Consider the following 18650-nt stretch of genomic DNA (forward strand, 5'->3'; position numbering starts at 1 on the left):
GCGTCTGGACTCTTCATCAAACTCGTTCGATTATTCGAGCTGAAAGCTCTCACCCCTACGGGGCCGTCGCAAGCGACGTTCAAAGCCGATGAAACGAAATACCTCGCTAACTCAGATATCGTGCAAAAATCTTTATTACCTCTGGGTATCATTTTGCTGCTTATTCTCTCAACAACTTCCCACGGCATAGTCTGATAAAAAGGAATTGCAGATAAACCATCGCCGATTCTGTCTGATTCCTAAATGGGTCGTACTCGATAAAAGAAAGCTATCGGGCTAGTGAACATATGAGGGAGAGTAGTGGAATGACTCAAATAGGAAAAACTTATACTGACAGGTTAAATTTATTCGACCTTTAGATATTGATAATAACTATCTTTCAACATCTTTGACGTCAGTGGGGAGGAATTAATATAACCGACACACGATGCTTATCATTTACTTCCTAATAAAAATTATAAGCCGATGAAAACCTGCACTAATTACATTATAGAATCAGTGGCTTAATGTATAAAGACATAATTTCACGCTTTACAATAAACACAACAAGGAAATCATCCACGTCATTATCATACAAATAAAAAATGCCACTAATACAACGAATTGTCATAAAAACCTCAGCTATAAATCACTGTAGGAATTTTCCCACATAAATTGGTTCGCTTATCCTATGTCCAGCTAGATATATTTTCTATATCATTCACTCATCAAGTAATAGACGCAGGGAAATAATCACTGCCGAATTACTTTTAATAAAAGGCACGTGGAAACCTGACGAGTATAACCGAATAACATTCGTAAACATAGTCACTAGCCCACTTCACATATATAAAGTTAAACACTCATTCTTATCTAAATAAGAATGAATGCTAGCCGCATATTTAATTATTGTATTGGAGTTTTAAATGAATAAGATTACTTTGGCTATCGCGTTATTCTCTGCATCCACAACCGTAGCAATGGCGGCGAGTAATAATACAATTACATTCCAAGGGGAAGTCACAGCGCAAACCTGTTCAGTGACAGTCAACGGACTTGACGCAAACCCAATGGTTTTGCTGCCAACGGTATCAAGTACAGATTTAGATGCTTCTGGTAAAACAGCAGGTAAGACAACCTTTACTCTAGGTGTTGCCGGTTGTGCTTCAGAGGTTACTGATATTGACATCAAAACTGTGTTTGTCGGTAGCCAAGTCACTACCGCGGGTAACCTAAAGAATACAGGCACCGCAACCAACGTTGAACTTCAATTACTGAAAGACTCAACTACAACAACCGGTATCGATCTAAATAGCGGTGTAGCACAAGATGGCATCGTGTTAAAAGCGGGTGATACATCAGCAGAACATGATTTTGCCGTTCAATACTACGCAACAGGAAAAACCACCCCAGGCTCAGTCATTGCCTCTGTCCAATATGCGGTTTCTTACCTGTAAAAATATCAGCATGACCGTATAGGATATACTTTAATTAATTGGTGCGGCAGGTACGCTGCAAGTAAGTAAAATCTCCCGAGGAACTTAGGAATAGGTTACTCGGGTGTATGTATGCAGCATATCTCTGACCACACTCGGCGACCAGGGATATAGTTATTTCGACCGCATTTAGAGGATATCCTCATGGCAATTAATATACCTAGCTACCGTTATCTGTTTATCACTCTTTTACTTTTTATAGGCATGTCTTTTGCCCAGGCTAGCGTAGTCATGAACGGTAGCCGGATAATTTATTCGGCAGGGGAAAAAGAGCACAGCGTACAATTAACCAATAATGATAGTTTCCCTAATGCCATTCAGGTTTGGCTAGACAGCGGCGATGCCCAGTCAACACCAGACACAGGTAAGGCTCCTTTTATCGTTACCCCACCATTCTTTCGCATTGAAGCTAATGCAGGACAAACATTACGCTTGAAATATACGGGCAGTGGTCTGCCGACAGACAGAGAGTCGGTGTTCTACCTGAACTTTTTACAGGTGCCCCCCGTCAATAAAGCCGAAAAAAACAACAAAATGTTAGTGCTGATGCGTAATCGCATTAAAGTATTTTATCGGCCAGAAAATATTGCAGGCCGCGTGGATCAGGTACCCAGCGCACTTACTTTTAGCCTTCGCCAACGTGGCAAGGATGTCGTTGTCACAGGAAAGAATCCCACTGGTTTCTATGCCACTATTGCCAGCGCGGAAGTCGTTGGAGGTGGGAAAAAACTTAAAATGAAATCAGAAATGATTGCGCCTATGTCTCAAGCTGAGTGGGTTATTCCGAATTCATCGGCCCCCTCAAATGCTACCGTAAATTTTCTACTCGTGAATGATTTCGGTGGGCAAGATACAGGCAGTTATAAAATTTAGTAGCACCTTTCCGGCGAAGGAATATTTATGGGGTTTGTACGTGTCAGTCTAAAAAAGAAGTTCTCCGGCCGTCAAAAAGCATTAACTTTGTGTATTTCTTTAATCTTATATACTGATGCTTCTTTAGCTCAGGAAGAGCCGCAAGGCCTAGAGTTTGACGAATCTCTTTTTCTAGGGACAAAATTCGCTTCAGGGTTGAATCAACTGAATAAAGAGAATGCCATAACCGCCGGAAATTACGATGCTGTAGATATTCTGATTAATAACAGGCCATTTAAACGTACTACCGTTAAATTTATTAAGGATGCTGATTCGTCAGAGGTCTACCCTTGCCTGAATGATGAACTCTTAACTGCCGCTGGCGTTGAACTCACCGCTAAAGGCGATCCCCTTTCCCAACAATCCAACGCACCTGAAATAGAATCACCCCCTGCGGATTCTGCGATTCCGCTGGCAGAACAATGTGTTCCGCTGGCCGAGCGAGTCAAAGGCGCGTCATTTCACTTTGATCAGGCAAAACTGCGATTAGAGCTATCAATTCCACAAGCCCTATTAAAAAAACGGCCTCGGGGTTATATCGAGCGGAGCGAATGGGAAGAAGGTGAAAATCTCGCATTCGTTAATTACAGCTCCAACTTTTATCGCAGTGATACAAAATCCCAACAGCAAAATAGCACTTCTGATTATGCTTTTATGGGATTAAAAAGCGGGCTTAATTTAGGATTGTGGCAAATACGCCAGCAATCCAACCTGCGCTATTCCAATAACAGCAACGGTAGCGATAGCCAATGGAATAACATTCGTACTTATTTACAACGCCCTATTCCCCAATTGGATAGTCAATTAACGCTGGGTGAAACTTTCACTGACAGTACGTTATTCGGCACCATGTCATTTCGTGGAGCAAAAATAGCCACCGATCAACGCATGTGGCCGGAATCAATGCGCGGCTTTGCTCCAGAAGTCCGTGGGGTTGCCAGTACCAATGCGCGAGTCATTATTCGCCAGAATGGCCGTGAAATTTATGAAACCAACGTCGCCCCCGGCCCGTTTGTTATTAATGACTTATACAGCACCACCAGCCAGGGCGATCTCAACGTTGAGATCATAGAAGCTAACGGTAGCCGTTCAACATTTACTGTGCCATTCAGCGCCGTACCTGATTCAATGCGCCCTGGCATAAGCCGTTATAGTGCAGTCGCCGGGGAATCACGCGACTTTACCAACATTGATAACTATTTCGCTGATTTTACTTATGAACGCGGCCTCACAAATCAGCTAACGGGTAACTCCGGTCTTCGTTTAGCGAAAGACTATACCGCGCTGCTGGCCGGAGGAGTCATTGGCACTTCAGTCGGCGCTTTCGGCCTCAATACTACCTACTCTCACGCTAAGGTCGAAAACGACCAAACCCAGAATGGCTGGCGTATGCAGGCAACTTATAGCCAGACATTCAGCGAAACCGGAACGACCTTTTCATTGGCGGGATACCGCTATTCAACCAAAGGTTATCGCGATTTAAACGATGTGTTTGGCGTTCGTTCCGTGCAAAAGAATGGTGGAATATGGGATTCATCAACCTATAAACAACGCAGTCAGTTTACCACCACAGTCAATCAGAATATGGGGCGTTTTGGTCAGCTTTATGCCTCTGCCTCAACCAGCGATTATTATAATGATACGCAGAGGGATACCCAGTTACAGCTGGGTTATTCAAATAACTATAGAGATATCAGCTATAACCTAGCTATTAGCCGGCAGCGTAGCGTTTATACCTCGACGCTGTATGGTTGGGAAACCGAAGAGAGTAATAATACGACGACGACACGCTATGGCAATACCGAGAACATCGCGACATTAACGCTGTCTATTCCGCTAAATATAGGCAGCAGAAGCCAATATCTATCGATGTCTGCCAACCGCAATCCGAAAAGCGGCAATAGCTACCAAACATCGCTATCAGGCACTGTCGGTGAGCGGAATTCCTTTAACTATTCGGTTAATGCTGGCTATGACGATAACAAAATCGGCAATAACTCAAATAGTTGGGGAGCTAATGTGCAACAACAATTCCCTAATGCGACCGTCAACGGCAGCTATTCGCGCGGCAATAATTACACCCAATATGGTGCCGGTGCGCGCGGTGCTGCCGTTATTCATGGCAAAGGCGTAACATTTGGGCCTTATTTGGGTGAAACATTCGGTTTAATTGAAGCGGATGGCGCCCAAGGGGCAAGAGTTCGCAACGCGCAAGGTTCCCGGATTGATAACAATGGCTTTGCTCTGGTGCCGGCGTTAACGCCTTATAATTACAATACGATAGGTTTAGATACCAAAGGCATTAATCGTAATACCGAACTGAAAGAAAATCAGGGTCGCGTGGTTCCTTACGCCGGTGCCGCAGTGAAAGTTAAATTCGAGACACTGACCGGCTATGCGATATTAATTCAGACTCAAACCGCCGAGGGTGAAGGGTTACCGCTGGGTGCCGACGTGTATAACAGTCAAGATGAAATTGTCGGTATGGTGGGTCAGGGAAACCAGATCTATGTCCGTGTGAAAGACAAAAAAGGTTTGCTGCATGTCCGCTGGGGTGAAAACAGCGGTGAGCAATGTGAGTTACCTTATACTTTCGATGATCAGGATACCGAGCAAGATATTATCCATATAACAGGCAGTTGCCGCCGTTAACAATTATGAGAAAAATAATGTTAAGACCAACGAAGCAGTTAATACCTTGCGAAGTATCACGGCCAATGTCCACTGCCTGTTATCGTCGCCCGCGCATTCTGGCTGGTGTAATAATACTGATCGGGCTAAGCAGTAGTTCTGCCTGGTCAGCCTGCTCTAAAATTACCTCGCAAAATCAGCTAGGTGCCGGTGATGGGACGGCGGGATCCTGGGCGGGCTCTCTGGACAACAATAACGGTTCGCTGGGTTTGCCGGGTATAATTGACCTCAGTACCAATGCGAATTTCCAGCCGGATGGCACATTATTAGCAGCAGCAACATCAAACTTTACCACTTTTGCCCTGAATACTGGCTATGATCCCGAACGAGTACTATTCCGCTGTGATGCAGCCGACGTTGATCAGATCTTCGAAATGTATGCCACAAACGGTGATAACGATTATGCGGGTAAAAATGAGGACGGCACCATTGCTGGCAACGTTCCCTCTGGCTTTGCCACCTATGTACGTAACGTTGTTATCCGAATTACCAATTTATCAACTGGAGAGTATTATTCTAGATTATGGAAAGGCCGTCGCCTGACCGACCTTGATACGGACAGCAGCGGTCGCATTCTGGTTAAAGCGAAGAACTTCAGCAATATCTATACCGAACTGTTTCGCATTGATTATGCCCGAAGTGGCACCAATAACTCGGCCTCTTATACCTATGCCTACACTCAGCCCAACGCCTATATTGCCTTTAAAGGGCCGGGTATCAATGGGCCAATTGAAGGCACCGATTCAGTATCAAACTGGCCCGGCTGGTATGGAACCTGGCCTGCGTCAATCGGCCTGTACAATTATGTTACCTTCCGCCGAACGACGATTTGTGCGGTGACCAATTTTACTCCAACGGTGATATTACCCAGAATTTCTGTGGCAGAGCTGAATAGCGGCGGCACCAGTTCGGCGGAGTTTAACGTGGATTTCCAATGCCAGACTGGCATCACCTCTGGAGTGACTTCTGGCGCAGTTGCGATGGGTTTTTTGGTTCCCGCAGCAAACGCAGCACAAGCTCAAGCATTGGGATTAATGAATGGCAGTGGTGGGATCAGCCATTTGGTATCAGATAATTATGGTGCATCCGGAACGGCCAGCGGCGTCGGTATTCGTATTTATCGCAACAACAACCCAATTAATCTGCTATCTAAAAACGTGACATTAACCGGTAATAGCGGTGGCTGGTATGGCATCTTCGACGGCGCGCAGCAAACCACCGGCAGTGTCACCGGCGGAAATAGCTACACTGAAAACTTTCGGGCTGAGTTAGGCAAGATCAGCGGGCAAACTGTTACTCCTGGAGCGGTGAATGCACATGCACAAGTGGTTATCCGTGTTCAATAATATGCCATTCAAACACCTAACTAGCGGTATCACCAGCTTACTTTTGCTACTAATCGTGGCTCCTAGCACACCCGCAGTGGCCAGCGTGATAGCAGAGAGAACGCGCGTGATCTTTAGTGAAGGTCATACTGAAGAGTCACTGCAATTGGTTAACAGCAATAGCTATCCGGTGGCGGTGCAGGTCTGGGTGGATAATGGCGATTTAATGGCAACGCCGGAGAAAGCTATTTCTCCCGTATTAGTGCTTCCGCCGCTGTTTCGTCTACAACCTCAGGCGCAGCGCAGCCTGCGACTCATTTTATCTGGCGTCAGTAAGTTGCCAACAGATAGAGAGTCCGCATTTTGGCTCAATGTTTATGAAATTCCGCCCAAAACTGTCACTAAAGTCGATAACGAGTCTTTCGTGACATTGGCCTTACGTATGCAATACAAAGTATTTTATCGCCCTAAGAATATACCTGCGCCGGGAGACACGCTGAGTAAAGCATTAACCTTCACTTTAGAGCGCGACGGCGATACCGCAGTGGTCAAAGTTGATAATCCGACGCCTTATTATGCGTCGTTAGCGTCCCTGACATTAGGCTCAGCGGAAAGCCTGCCGGATATGGTTTCCCCATTTTCAACGCTCAATTTTCCTCTCAACCGCGCTCCGGCGGCTGGCAGTACTCGCCTGACTTTTGCCTTGATTGATGATTTAGGAAACAGTAAGGGTTTTAGCGCCAATCTAAAATAAAGTGTTTTTCTGTTGCAAAAGCGCGGTTGGGTTCTTTCCCTCCGCCATTTGCCTCTCTCCCCGCACCGCAATACCACACAGACTCATTCCGTAAGACCTTTGTATATCAGAGCGACCCAATTGTTCTATTTATAGAACGTAAAGAGCTATTTTTGCGTCTACACCGTTTTTTGTGGTGAATATATAGTAATTAAGTGAAACAGTTTTACTGAAACCTAACTGATTCGGTCGCACCTAAACCCAACAAAGGAGAATACGATATCTATCCCAGCTAATTTCAACGGTCAACATGTCAACGATTTCGTGATGCTGTGGATCGATCACCAAAGCGGCCTCTTCCAGACCGTAGCCGATATGCCAATGCCGGAACTATGCGCTCGGGTCGCTGGCGACGCTGTGCAACATGCCGGTGATTACCACGGCTTCCGTTCCACAAGGTCCGAATGGCCCGTTGATTCCAGAAACTCATGCACATGCGCCGCACGCCCAATACGTGGCACGTTAAGGTGAAATCAATGCCTGGAACAACGAGGATTTTGTTAAAGCGGTAAAAGCAACCGGACGCCTCCCCTGATTATCGCAGGCACTAGTACCCGTGTTTGTATGGCTTTCCCGTCCATTAGCGCCGTTGCCAAAGGGTATAGAGTGTTCGCAGTCATCAGTGCATCAGACACTTACAGCAAGATGGCGCAGGAAATTACGCTTGCCCGAATCGTTCCGGCAGGCGTAGTACCAATGGATACCGCCGCCGTTGACGCAGAGCTTCAGAGAACCTGGAATCGCGCGGACGCCGAAGTATGGGCGGAGGTTTATACTCAAATATTCCCAGCCTATCAATTGCTGATTGAAAGCTATAGCAAAGCTCAGGAAGTGATGAAAAATAACGAGAAACTGGATTCTCAGCGTTAATCTATAAGTCATCCTGAGGTAATCCAATGATCTGCGCGGCTTCAGTCTCCACTAGCATAGCGCTACACTTGGTGTAGTAAGCCTGCCCCAATTCGGTAACAGCAAAAATACGGGTTGAACGTAGGATAAACCACACGCCCAAACGTTCCTCTAGCATACCAATGCGCCTGCTAAGTTTGGATTTGGGCATATCCAGAGCGCGAACAGCCTGAGAAAATCCACCGTGCTCCACGACCTGGACGTAGTAATACGGGTCATCAAGATCTTGACGTAGAGAAAAGGCGTTGAGAATACAATGTATTGAAGAAAAAATAACGCATAGCACACATACTGATATTTGATTTATTGGTTCTGTTAAAGAATGCTGCGCACCTGTTTCCCCCCTATTTCCTATGCCTCTATTCCTTATTTATTGGGAAAAGAATATAGGTGGAGCACAGCATTCTAGTTAGGTCATCAGGAAGATTGGGGTTTCGATTTATCCTCTACTTCACCCGTGTGCTTTCCTTCATCGGTTCCTTTCCAGCCATGGCGCTGGATGAGGGAAAGATGAGCGCGTTCTTCGGCAAGGCTTTCCGTCAGCATTTCGCTGGTTCGCTTATATACCGCAGCGCGGGACTGGGTATCGCTCTCCCCTTCCGCCATTTCCTGTACCATCTGGAGATTAAATCTGCGGAACAGATCCGCGCGCTCTCGCGCTTCATAACGGCCTAGGCCGAGTTTCTCCAACGCCAGGCGCCCGATTTTCAATGCACCTTCAAAGGTTTCACGCTCCGGTTGAGCAACGCCCGCGTGTTTAAGCTGAATGTAATGCTCTACGTCCCGCGCTCTGGCGATGATTGGCAAGTTTGGAAAATGCTCTTTCGCCATTTCCGTGAGCTGCATACTGGTTGCCGGATCGTCTATGGCATTGATCAACACTTCCGCTTTGGCCGCCCCCGCTGATTCCAGCAAATCCATACGTGTCGCATCCCCATAAAACACTTTCATCCCGAATTTCCGCAAGGTTTCGATATGCTCAGGATCGTGATCGAGTACCACGACCTTCACGCCGCTGGAAAGCAGCAAACGGCCGGCTATCTGCCCGAAACGACCAAATCCGGCAATAATGACTCGCGTCTGTTCTTCATCAATTTCATCGGCTTCGCGCTCCGGCCCGTGGTCAGATTTCTCCATTCGCGCCAACAGCACCAGCAAAATCGGCGTAATCGCCATTGAAAGCGCCACGGCCAGAGTCAGGGATTTCACCCAGTCTGGCTCTAGCACATTCGCCATTTGCGCCGCACCGAAAACAACAAAGGCAAATTCACTCCCCTGTCCCAAAAATACGGCGAACCAATAGCGCTGCTTACGAGGTACATTAAGCGGACGCGCAATGAACCACAGAACCGTCGTTTTGATGATCAGGAAGCCCGCCAGCAAAACAATAATTCGCAGCGGATTATCGATCAGCGTGCCAAAGTCGATCGACATCCCGACACCGATAAAAAATAACCCCAATAACAAACCTTTAAAGGGTTCAATATCACTCTCAAGCGCGTGTCGATACTCAGAGCTCGCCAGCAACACCCCGGCGAGAAAAGCGCCCATCGCCATAGATAGTCCGACTTCTTCCAGTAAGAGACCAAAGCCAAATACCAAAAATAGCGCTACGGCACTGAAAACCTCGCGTAAACCAGAGCGAGCAACAAAACGCAGGGCCGGACGCGTAACATAGCGCCCCAACAGAATGACTAACGTCAGCGTTCCGGCCACTTTCAGAGCAGAAAACGCGAAAGCGGTCAGAGTGGTGGATGATTCACTGGCAGCTAAAAGTGGGATCATCGCAACCAGAGGAATCGCCGCTATATCCTGAAATAACAATACGGAGAAAGCGCTGCGCCCCATCTGCGAAGCCATTAAATTTCGTTCATTCATTGCCTGTATCGCAATTGCCGTTGAGGAGAGCGCCAACGTTAACCCAATTAAACACGCAATTTGCCAACGCAGACCCAGCAACATGCAGAATAACCCGATAAGTGCGCCGCAGGCCGCCATCTGTAATGCTCCACCGCCAAACACGGATGCGCGCAAATTCCACAGTCGCTGCGGATCGAGTTCCAGACCAATAATAAACAGCATCAATACCACGCCTATTTCGGCAAAATGGAGAATACTGTCAACATCAGTAACCAGCCGTAATCCCCACGGCCCAATAATACATCCGGCGATCAGATAGCCTAATACCGAGCCCAATCCGAAACGCACCGCAATCGGTACGATCAACGCCGCTGCACCAAGATAAATCAGTGCCTGTATGAGCATATGGCTATCCATAAAACGTCTCCTTCCATTCCATCAGACGGTGTTTGTAATGACGCGCCTGAGCCTGAAGCGTTTCATCATCACAAATAAAAGTATTGTGCATGGCGAAAGGCGGTAACCATTTCAGACCGCAATACAGTGCCGTAGCCTGAAACGGCTGAGCAAGCGCCTCAAAGCCGGGATGACTCCCCATGTCAAAATGGTTTTCGCCACCGCCGGTAGTGACCGCCCACAACAAATTTTTTCCACGTAACGCCGTACCACCGTGACCATAAGCCCAGCCATGAGCCAAGACTTTGTCCATCCATAGCTTAAGCAGTGGCGGCATGCTGTACCACTGCATCGGATGCTGCCAGATAATGAGATCGGCACGAGATAAAGCGGCCTGTTCGGCGGCAACATCAATATTGAAATCGGGATAGAGTTGATAAAGAGAGCGAATTTCTACACCTTCGAGAGTCCCTGCCTGCTCTATCATGCGTTTGTTCGCATGAGAATGCTGCGGATAAGGATGAGCATATATAATTAAAATCATGTCTTTTCCAAAAAATATTAACGCACTTAATTATTACTATTAAGATAGCCTGTTTTACCAAAACGCTTTATTCGATATTAATATCCATTTATATCAAACAATTACATTATTGACTTTACCCTTTATCAACAATGGCATAACTGCGAGACTCCTAGCTTATAAGTGCTCACGTAATCAATTATAGGTATATGCCGTCTTGAATCCCTTCCCTTAGCAAGTGAATCTCTGTGATATAGCATTCTTTAGCGATACATCCTTAGCCTGTTGCACATTTCCTGCGTTCTATCAGGAGACCTGAACGCCTCTTGTTTAGCGAGGCTTAACAGTTAATCTCTACTCAATAGACCCGGTGCATTAATATGAAGCAGGAATGTTAATTGCCCAATTTATTAGTTAGTAAATTAAACCAATATTAAACAGTAAAGCTAATTCTTACTCATAACAATCACAAGAAAATTGGGAAAATGAGAAAAATCTGATGAAAACAAATAGGGATGTACAACGAAAATGCAAAGATAAATTTTCTAACTAACTGGTTTAATGATGAAAATCAATTTTAAAAAAAAGAAAACTATAATACCCAAGACTACAATAACAAAAGAACAGAAAAAACTACCAATCACACGTTTTGTTACTTCGTTCAAAAAATAAAGCTCAAGTATAATTTAGCATGTTAATTAATCACCTCATGAATTATCATTCTTATCTAATAAATAACTCACTCATATGGAGAATGATGATAATGAAGGTCTTGTTTATCGATGGAGCACAAAAGTCATTGCATTATGATAATAAGAAGATCGTACTGACAGAAAAGGAATTTTTGATGCTACAGTTCCTGCTCAATCGCAGGAAAAGTAATAGTATTCCTATAAATGAAATCGTCACTCACGTTTGGAAAGGTAGAGAGAGTATTATCGGTAAAGGTAACGTCTCGCAGCTGGCCTACCGTTTAAGGAGTAAACTATCAACCATAGGTGAGGTCATTCAGATATCTATCTCAATGAACAATGGCGGAAATTGCAAAGTCCAACGAAACATCGTAACAATTATTGCAAGTAATAATGGGATCATGTGCTTCCTGGTCAAATGTCTACTGAACATTAAGGAAAACAACTCAATATAATTAGGATTAGCCTTAATATAAGCAAACCAGAAACTCTGACAGCATAATAAAATAGAATATAATCCGAAATAATTCAGCATCACAAACTGGATAAAATTAAAGAATCGTAAATAACTTGAACAGAGCAGAAGCAACAATTTATTATTTATAAAAAATTAAATCATTGAGTATCAATCGATAATGAAAAAAAACAGCACTCAACTTATCCAAACGGATCGAGTAAACACAGCAAATTAATTACCTCACCCTCTATGGACTTAATTATTACTTAGTTCATACGAGAGATGAAATTAACTACCATAGTTGCGAGTTAAGATGATTAATTACACTGTTTTTTATGATAATACAGAGCGAATAGGTATTATCAGCTAGCCATTAACACTGGCAAATGAATGGAGATAACCATATGTCACTAAAGTCCCCGGCAGAAACACAGATTATTACATGGATAATTATCGGCATTTTTTCTGCCTGGGGAGGTTTAGTACGATACCTAATGGACAGACAAAACACTCGCAGTAAATGGAGTTGGATGGGTGTCATCAGCCAAATAACGATATCAAGCTTCACCGGTTTATTAGGCGGATTATTAAGTTTTGAAAGCGGCGCCAGCCATTACATGACATTCATATTTTCTGGTTTATTCGGCACAATGGGCAGCACGGCTTTGAGCTACTTATGGCGCCGTTTCTCTCATTCGTCAGGGAGGTAACATGGCTTATTTTATACGGAACCATACCAACCGACAGAACTAACCCATAGTGAGTCCCCAATACGTCTAAGTTGTTACTCGGTATTTTAACTTTCACAAAGAGCTACTCATGACATTTTTACTCCCAACGATATACAACATCGTAATAGTATTGTTCGTCTTGCTCATCAGCGTACTTCTGGTTCGCTATCAGCAGAGAACTTGTAACCAGGCTCAACGGGATAATCAACAGCTAAAAGCGCAGAATGATTTATTGAATGCCCGGTTATTACAGCTGAAAAGCCAGGCTGAAGATTTAGCCTCGGATATAACCAGACAAACGCAATATAAAACACAAGCGGAAAAGAAAAATGCACTGTTACGGGAACAATCACATGCTATTCGGATGAAAACCCCCTAAGCTGCTCGGATTATCCTAACACAGCTATTCGGCTAACATGCGCTCCCACAGAGTCAGAATCACTCTCCGATAAAAATTATCCCGCATAATCTCTAAGAGAGAGCCACCTGTATGATATTGAACGCAGGAAGATTATCCAGACTAAAATCGCCCCAACATTTAACCAAGTTCCAAGTAGTCTTCATTAATGAATGAGGTATACTTTCAGAAACACACCTCTGTTACTGACTTTATTCAACGTCATTAACCGCTTCTCCTCCTTTCCTTGTATTGTCCCTGCCGCAGTCTGAAAACAGCACCATAAATTTAGCTCATCGAATCAAGACACTGTTATTTAACCAATTAAATAAATTATAAGTTAATAAATATGAGAAAATAAGCACCGCATTGAAAATATAAAAGAAAATAAACATCGCCGTCATCACTTAGCAAACAAAATACGAATGGGTTAATTAAGATAAAAAAAGAGAAGTAACGATATCATCAATTATAACCCGGTATTGATTTCTTAATCAGTGAATTATTGAATAGTCTTTTCATACCAACAAATCGGTTGGTATAAAAAAGGATAAAAAATATGAACAAGGTAACCATCACGATTAATACAGAATCAAATACAGTTGAAGTAGAAAACCCAACTGAAATTTATAAAACTGAAACAGCGGCTCTAATCTCCGCCCCCTTCAGAGCAAGGGTCGCAGCCGAGGTTGCTCCAAACTCCAGCACTGAGGTCTTCTATCAAAGCACGCCCATTATTCCAGAAAGCCGCAGGAATATAATTATCACTAATGATGGCGCAGCAAACCTTATTACTGCCGAGTATTATTGGTCGCATAGTTTTACGAGCCAATGGTTCCTTTATACATCCGTTGAGGTGAGTGTCGGTGAATCTAAGTTACTACAGTCGCCATCGAACTCACTATATTACAGCAAAGTGGTATTGGTAAATAAAACCAGCCGAAAAGCGTACGTTACTGCGGAGGAGAAATAAAACCAGCGTTGAATAGACGGATTGTACATCTTCTATCGCAGGAAAATAAAAACAGCCTAAAGAATCTCATCTCCACGTAAGTGAAGAACCAGAGTTTTACAACAAAATCTGAATTTCGGTTCAAACCGGAGTGAGACTCTTTATGGCTAAAAAATAAGATTTGAATACTCAATCTGATTTTCATAAGTCATTAAATAAAAGGTAAGTTAAATGAATAACCTTACAGAGTATAACAATACCGCTAGTCTGATTCCTTACCATGTTTATGCTACCTCGGCCTACGAGTTTGACTGGGATTCTTCAGCTATCCTCAAGCAAGCGATAATTAAAGGTATCTCTTTCATTCCTTACGTTGGAGATTATCTGTCCTCAATTATCGATTTCTTCTGGAAAGATCAAGAGCGCGATATTTGGCAGGAAATTCTGAGCCGGGTGCAACAGCTTATTGAGGAAAATGTCCTTAAAGCGATTCAGGGTATCTTATTGGGCGATATCGCAGAGCTTAAAGGCAAGATTGCATCCGTCATCTCCGCGCTACAGGATCATCCCGGGACGCCAGAAGCGAAAAGCTTATATATGAGTGTCTCTGTGCATTTAGACAGCGTACAGCGCAAGTTCACTACCTTTGATCACAAAACCAATTACCATATTCTTTCCATGTATTCGACGACTGCTCTGATGCAAATCATGTACTGGACTATGGGTATCGAGCGTAAAGATGAGATTGGATTAAACAACAATGAGGTTGGGCAACTTCAGCGAAACATTGATCAGCTGGTAAAGCATGTTGAAGATTATATCCAGGGTATTTACGATGCAGAGCTAGATATTCAATACAACGACTCTTCCCCCAATACAGTGGCAAATAATGTCATGTACGCCCACGGTTATTGCAGAGTACATGGTCTGGAATATACAGAGATCATTCAAAACGTTCAAAAAAATGGCAGTAACACGGAAGGTCTGTATTTAAAAACGCTGTGTTACTCCACCTTCTTTGGCTGGCCAACCAGTCAGGCTCGAATTTTAGCGTTAAAAGATGAAATTAATATGCCGGAACCATTCAAACCAAGCCTAGTGAATAGTCGCATAAACCAGATTAAATCGCTAAAAGGCTATATCCAGCGAATTGGCGGAGCTTTGCGAGTCGGCGGATTCGAAATTATCTTTGCAAACGGTAATAGATACCAACAGGGTACGGTTACCGGTGAATCCAGCTCAATTGAGCTTAATGGAAGTCTGATTAATACTCTGGAAACTTGGGGGAATGGAGCTATCGATGAGGCTAAGTTTACCTTAAGCGATGGACGAACCTTTACTGTCGGACAGCGCTATTCAACTAACTACCGAAAATTCGCCCTTGATGGTCACTATATTTCTGGCATTTTTGTTTCCAGCGATCGAAAAGAACTGGCCGGTCAGGCCGCGAACATTTGTGTTTCCTATCACCAAAAACAATAAATTCATGAATATAGAGATTACTTTGTCTCTATTTAATACTAATAATAAAAAGGAAATAAAAAATGAATAAAATACCTCTGGCTTTATTTTTATCTGTTTTTTGCATTTCATCCTATGCAAAAAATGATGTGAGTTCAATCTCAAGAACCAGTATTCCACCTGAAAAGAACATGCAGAAATCACTCAATAAGAGTGAAACTTACACATATATAAAGTGCGCCTACCGGAAAAACAAAGATAAAGAATTTGACGCCACCTCATCCTGGGAATGGGGCCGTGCAGGTAATTCATCCAATGATTATGCAACCGTTAGTGGCCATTGGTATTCCAGCGCTATTTTAGCCAATATGTTTTATACGAAATCAACCCATCAGGAAATCAAAGACGTTTGTATTAATACATTAAATAAGAAAGATATTAGCTTTACCGACCTTATCCCTTATGCGTCAGATTATACTTTGTCTTATTACTATTCATTCTGGAATGAAGGAGACAAAATTCCGACAATTGATATTGGTAAAACTAAACTAGACAGAATGGTTGTCTTTGGTGACAGTCTATCAGATACGATCAATGTCTATAATGGATCCTACGGAACTGTGCCTAACAGTAATACTTGGTATTTAGGGCACTTCTCAAATGGATTGGTTTGGCATGAGTATCTGAGCAAGAAACACATTAAAGTCCCTAGCTACACTTGGGCAACAGGTAACGCGGAGAGCGGCAGCGGTCTTCTATTCTCAGGATTTGGGCAACAGCTGGACTCCTTTGAGTCCTATATAAAAAAATCTGATGGGTATAATATCGGTAAAACTCTTTTTCTGGCTTTATTTGGTGGCAATGATTTCATTACAGGTAGCAAGTCACCTGATGACATCATTAATAACTATAAAAATGATTTAGTCCGACTGAAGAATCTAGGCGCGAAGCAGATTGCGGTATTCAGTTTACCCGATTTTTCTACTGTCCCTGCGGTTAAAGGCTGGAGTCAATCTGAAAAAGATAAGTTGAAAAATAAATCTATCGAGTTCAACGCTAAGCTAAACACATTAATAAACTCACTGAAATCGACATATCCTGATGTTAAATGGATTATGCCAAATCTAAATGCGGCATTTGAAAATATCATCAAAAACCCTGAAAAATTTGGCTATGTTAACTCGAAAGACACCTGCTTAAATTTAAGAGACTCAAGTCTCGATTATATTGCCGGTGCTTCACCACGAGCCGAATGTAAGAATAGCAATGGCGCTTTTGTTTTCTGGGATAATATGCACCCGACCACGAAAACACATGAAAATATCAGTGACATTTTGGCGAATGAAATCAAACTGGCGCTGTAATGCCTTAGTCTGTATCCGATAATCGTCATGCAAAGTACGCGTATATCTACGGCTGTAGGTATACGCTTTTTTACAGCCATTATTTCTCGCCGCTGTTCTTTCTCATCGTTACTGTTTCCCATTGCGATTTTTTCTCTGCGACTTTTTAACCGTCATTTGCTTTTATTAGCCTTGCTAATATTTCGCTCTCTCAATGCAAAGACGCAGCGCAATCTGCCTTGGATCTTATCCACTCAACGAGCAATCTATTAGATCAAAAGTTGGGGTTATTTCACAATGCACATCGGTCGGCCAGAAATCGGTTCGCGGTGAATTTGTGCGTCAATTTGAAAGGTTTCCGCCAATAACTCCGGCGTCACCTCCTCCTCCGGTGCACCCTGAGCAATAACGTTACCTTGTCTCATCATCATCATCAAATTGTCGCAATAGCGGCTAGCCTGACTCAGGTCGTGCAATACTGCGACTAGGGTTTTCCCCTGTTGATTTTGCCGGCGGAGCAACGCCATTAGTTCTACCTGATGATTAATATCGAGATAAGTGGTTGGCTCATCGAGCAATAACAGCGGCGTCCCCTGCGCCAATACCATCGTCAGAAATGCTCACTGGCGCTGCCTTCCAGAAAGCTCGCTGACCAATTTATCTGCCAAATCAATGAGCTGAGTGTCGCGCATTGCCTGCTCAACTTTGCGTTTGTCATCGACGCTTAACCGCCCCATAGATTTAACCACGGGCTGCGGCCATAGCCGACCAGTTCGCATACCCGGATACCTTCTGGTGCAACGTGCTGTTGCGGTAGCAATGCGAGTTTACGAGCCAGTTCTCGGCTGGATAATGCGGAAATAGGATAGCTATCAAGCCATATGCTGCCAAATAATGGCGTGAGCAAACGAGAAAAACACGTCAATAAAGTTGATTTCCCACCGCCATTTGGGCCAAGCAATGCGCTTATTTTGCCCCTGGCAAAGTAAGCGATAAGTCGCTAAGAATCGTGTTTTCACCGTAGCCAGCGCGCAGGTTCTCAATCAAGAACTGCATCAGCGGTTTCTCATTAAAAACCAGAAAAAATAAGGAGCGCCAATCACCGCGGTTAATACGCCGGCTGGCAGTTCAAGGGGAGGATGTAGCGTTCTGGCCAGCAGATCGGCCCATAGGAGGATAAGCGCACCAACCAACATTGCGGCGGAAATCAGCAGCAAATGACGCCTACCTACAAGTTTTCGGGTCAAATGAGGGGCAACCATCCAATCGGGCCACATACAGCCACGCTGATAGCCGCCAGCGCTACTGCCAGTATTAATACCAGAGATTGTACGCGCCGTACTGAAATGCCCAGCGCTGACGCACTATTCTCTCCCAGCGCCATCACCTCCAGATCGCGACAAAACTACAGGCTAAGCGGCAACAATATTACCAGCCAAGGAACAATAACCAGGACAAATGACCAGCCTCTTCCCCACAAACTGTCGGTCAACCAAACGCTATTCCACACGGTTCATCAACGTATTAAAAGAGTAATTCAAGCAAACTCACGATGTTCGCTCCGCATGAAGATTGAAGTGAACTGGCTGAGGCTATGGCTCCGTTCTGGAGGGAAATAATGGCTATAAAATAATGCCCCGAGTTAGCGAACGGTACCTTACTAAGTTGGGTGTCCAACTTTTGAGGTACTGTCCATTGGGTACAGGGGCATTCTATTAACATTCAGCTGAAAT

General features: G+C 44.0%; 14 protein-coding genes and 4 pseudogenes. 13 read left to right on the plus strand and 5 right to left on the minus strand.

The genetic code is table 11. The features are described from left to right. The 7 genes and pseudogenes from AD970_RS19960 to AD970_RS07705 all read left to right on the plus strand — a co-directional run. On the plus strand, positions 1–195 hold a 195-nt coding region (locus AD970_RS19960), incomplete at its 5' end, for a hypothetical protein (protein WP_049597732.1). A gap of 710 nt (positions 196–905) precedes the next feature. Beyond that, positions 906–1436: a fimbrial protein gene (locus AD970_RS07680; protein ID WP_049597733.1), complete on the plus strand. Its 531-nt coding sequence runs from the start codon at positions 906–908 to the stop codon at positions 1434–1436. Between the two features lie 183 nt (positions 1437–1619). Beyond that, positions 1620–2348 carry a fimbrial biogenesis chaperone gene (locus tag AD970_RS07685; RefSeq protein WP_049597734.1) on the plus strand — a complete coding sequence of 243 codons (729 nt, stop codon included), beginning with the start codon at positions 1620–1622 and terminating at the stop codon, positions 2346–2348. A 27-nt stretch (positions 2349–2375) separates the two neighbouring features. Further along, positions 2376–5039, plus strand: a complete 2664-nt coding sequence (locus AD970_RS07690; protein ID WP_049597735.1) for a fimbria/pilus outer membrane usher protein — start codon at positions 2376–2378, stop codon at positions 5037–5039. A 65-nt stretch (positions 5040–5104) separates the two neighbouring features. Next, positions 5105–6424: a fimbrial usher protein StbD gene (gene stbD, locus AD970_RS07695; protein WP_049597736.1), complete on the plus strand. Its 1320-nt coding sequence runs from the start codon at positions 5105–5107 to the stop codon at positions 6422–6424. Then, positions 6390–7157 carry a fimbrial biogenesis chaperone gene (locus AD970_RS07700; RefSeq protein ID WP_049597737.1) on the plus strand — a complete coding sequence of 256 codons (768 nt, stop codon included), beginning with the start codon at positions 6390–6392 and terminating at the stop codon, positions 7155–7157. The genes stbD and AD970_RS07700 overlap by 35 nt, the downstream gene beginning before the upstream one ends. Before the next feature lie 258 nt (positions 7158–7415). After that, positions 7416–8066: pseudogene (locus AD970_RS07705) on the plus strand (isochorismatase family protein). Between the two features lie 31 nt (positions 8067–8097). On the opposite strand, the pseudogene AD970_RS18775 reads toward AD970_RS07705, so the two are convergent. From AD970_RS18775 to kefF, 3 genes and pseudogenes are all read right to left on the minus strand, one after another. Further along, positions 8098–8358 (minus strand): annotated as a pseudogene (locus AD970_RS18775) (LysR family transcriptional regulator); the annotation flags it as partial. A gap of 164 nt (positions 8359–8522) precedes the next feature. Next, positions 8523–10382, minus strand: coding sequence for a glutathione-regulated potassium-efflux system protein KefC (gene kefC, locus AD970_RS07710; protein WP_049597738.1), 1860 nt, complete (start codon positions 10380–10382; stop codon positions 8523–8525). Next, positions 10375–10905, minus strand: a complete 531-nt coding sequence (gene kefF, locus AD970_RS07715; protein WP_049597739.1) for a glutathione-regulated potassium-efflux system oxidoreductase KefF — start codon at positions 10903–10905, stop codon at positions 10375–10377. Before kefF ends, kefC begins: the two co-directional genes overlap by 8 nt. A 742-nt stretch (positions 10906–11647) precedes the next feature. Here kefF and AD970_RS07720 point away from each other — a divergent pair. From AD970_RS07720 to AD970_RS07740, 6 genes are all read left to right on the plus strand, one after another. Next, positions 11648–12031 carry a helix-turn-helix domain-containing protein gene (locus AD970_RS07720; RefSeq protein ID WP_162199319.1) on the plus strand — a complete coding sequence of 128 codons (384 nt, stop codon included), beginning with the start codon at positions 11648–11650 and terminating at the stop codon, positions 12029–12031. 406 nt (positions 12032–12437) lie between these two features. After that, on the plus strand, positions 12438–12743 hold the full coding sequence (locus AD970_RS18780; protein WP_072080614.1) for a phage holin family protein: 306 nt from the start codon (positions 12438–12440) through the stop codon (positions 12741–12743). 109 nt (positions 12744–12852) lie between these two features. Next, a complete protein-coding gene (locus tag AD970_RS07725) occupies positions 12853–13143 on the plus strand; it encodes a hypothetical protein (RefSeq protein WP_049597741.1) in 291 nt (96 codons plus the stop codon). Between the two features lie 577 nt (positions 13144–13720). Next, positions 13721–14134 (plus strand): hypothetical protein, encoded by a 414-nt coding sequence (locus tag AD970_RS18475; RefSeq protein ID WP_053215266.1) that lies wholly within the window; start codon positions 13721–13723, stop codon positions 14132–14134. A gap of 210 nt (positions 14135–14344) precedes the next feature. Continuing rightward, complete coding sequence (locus tag AD970_RS07735; protein ID WP_049597742.1) at positions 14345–15595, plus strand: insecticidal delta-endotoxin Cry8Ea1 family protein; 1251 nt, start codon at positions 14345–14347, stop codon at positions 15593–15595. A 62-nt stretch (positions 15596–15657) separates the two neighbouring features. Beyond that, complete coding sequence (locus AD970_RS07740; RefSeq protein ID WP_049597743.1) at positions 15658–16938, plus strand: SGNH/GDSL hydrolase family protein; 1281 nt, start codon at positions 15658–15660, stop codon at positions 16936–16938. A 266-nt stretch (positions 16939–17204) separates the two neighbouring features. Here the strand turns inward: AD970_RS07740 and fecE are convergent. Further along, positions 17205–17973: pseudogene (gene fecE, locus AD970_RS07745) on the minus strand (Fe(3+) dicitrate ABC transporter ATP-binding protein FecE). Next, positions 17973–18415: pseudogene (locus AD970_RS07750) on the minus strand (iron chelate uptake ABC transporter family permease subunit); the annotation flags it as partial. The pseudogenes AD970_RS07750 and fecE, both read right to left, overlap by 1 nt. Positions 18416–18650: the final 235 nt, after the last annotated feature.

This window comes from Yersinia nurmii, from assembly GCF_001112925.1.
Lineage (GTDB): Bacteria > Pseudomonadota > Gammaproteobacteria > Enterobacterales > Enterobacteriaceae > Yersinia > Yersinia nurmii.

What these genes read in the sequence shown, in the direction of transcription:
- AD970_RS07685 (WP_049597734.1), top strand. Translation starts at nt 1,620, where the DNA reads ATGGCAATTAATATACCTAGCTACCGTTATCTGTTTATCACTCTTTTA.
- stbD (WP_049597736.1), top strand. Translation starts at nt 5,105, where the DNA reads ATGTCCACTGCCTGTTATCGTCGCCCGCGCATTCTGGCTGGTGTAATA.
- AD970_RS07720 (WP_162199319.1), top strand. Translation starts at nt 11,648, where the DNA reads ATGAAGGTCTTGTTTATCGATGGAGCACAAAAGTCATTGCATTATGAT.
- AD970_RS18475 (WP_053215266.1), top strand. Translation starts at nt 13,721, where the DNA reads ATGAACAAGGTAACCATCACGATTAATACAGAATCAAATACAGTTGAA.
- kefF (WP_049597739.1), bottom strand. Translation starts at nt 10,905, where the DNA reads ATGATTTTAATTATATATGCTCATCCTTATCCGCAGCATTCTCATGCG.
- AD970_RS07680 (WP_049597733.1), top strand. Translation starts at nt 906, where the DNA reads ATGAATAAGATTACTTTGGCTATCGCGTTATTCTCTGCATCCACAACC.
- AD970_RS07700 (WP_049597737.1), top strand. Translation starts at nt 6,390, where the DNA reads ATGCACATGCACAAGTGGTTATCCGTGTTCAATAATATGCCATTCAAA.
- AD970_RS07725 (WP_049597741.1), top strand. Translation starts at nt 12,853, where the DNA reads ATGACATTTTTACTCCCAACGATATACAACATCGTAATAGTATTGTTC.
- AD970_RS07740 (WP_049597743.1), top strand. Translation starts at nt 15,658, where the DNA reads ATGAATAAAATACCTCTGGCTTTATTTTTATCTGTTTTTTGCATTTCA.
- AD970_RS18780 (WP_072080614.1), top strand. Translation starts at nt 12,438, where the DNA reads ATGTCACTAAAGTCCCCGGCAGAAACACAGATTATTACATGGATAATT.
- AD970_RS07735 (WP_049597742.1), top strand. Translation starts at nt 14,345, where the DNA reads ATGAATAACCTTACAGAGTATAACAATACCGCTAGTCTGATTCCTTAC.
- kefC (WP_049597738.1), bottom strand. Translation starts at nt 10,382, where the DNA reads ATGGATAGCCATATGCTCATACAGGCACTGATTTATCTTGGTGCAGCG.
- AD970_RS07690 (WP_049597735.1), top strand. Translation starts at nt 2,376, where the DNA reads ATGGGGTTTGTACGTGTCAGTCTAAAAAAGAAGTTCTCCGGCCGTCAA.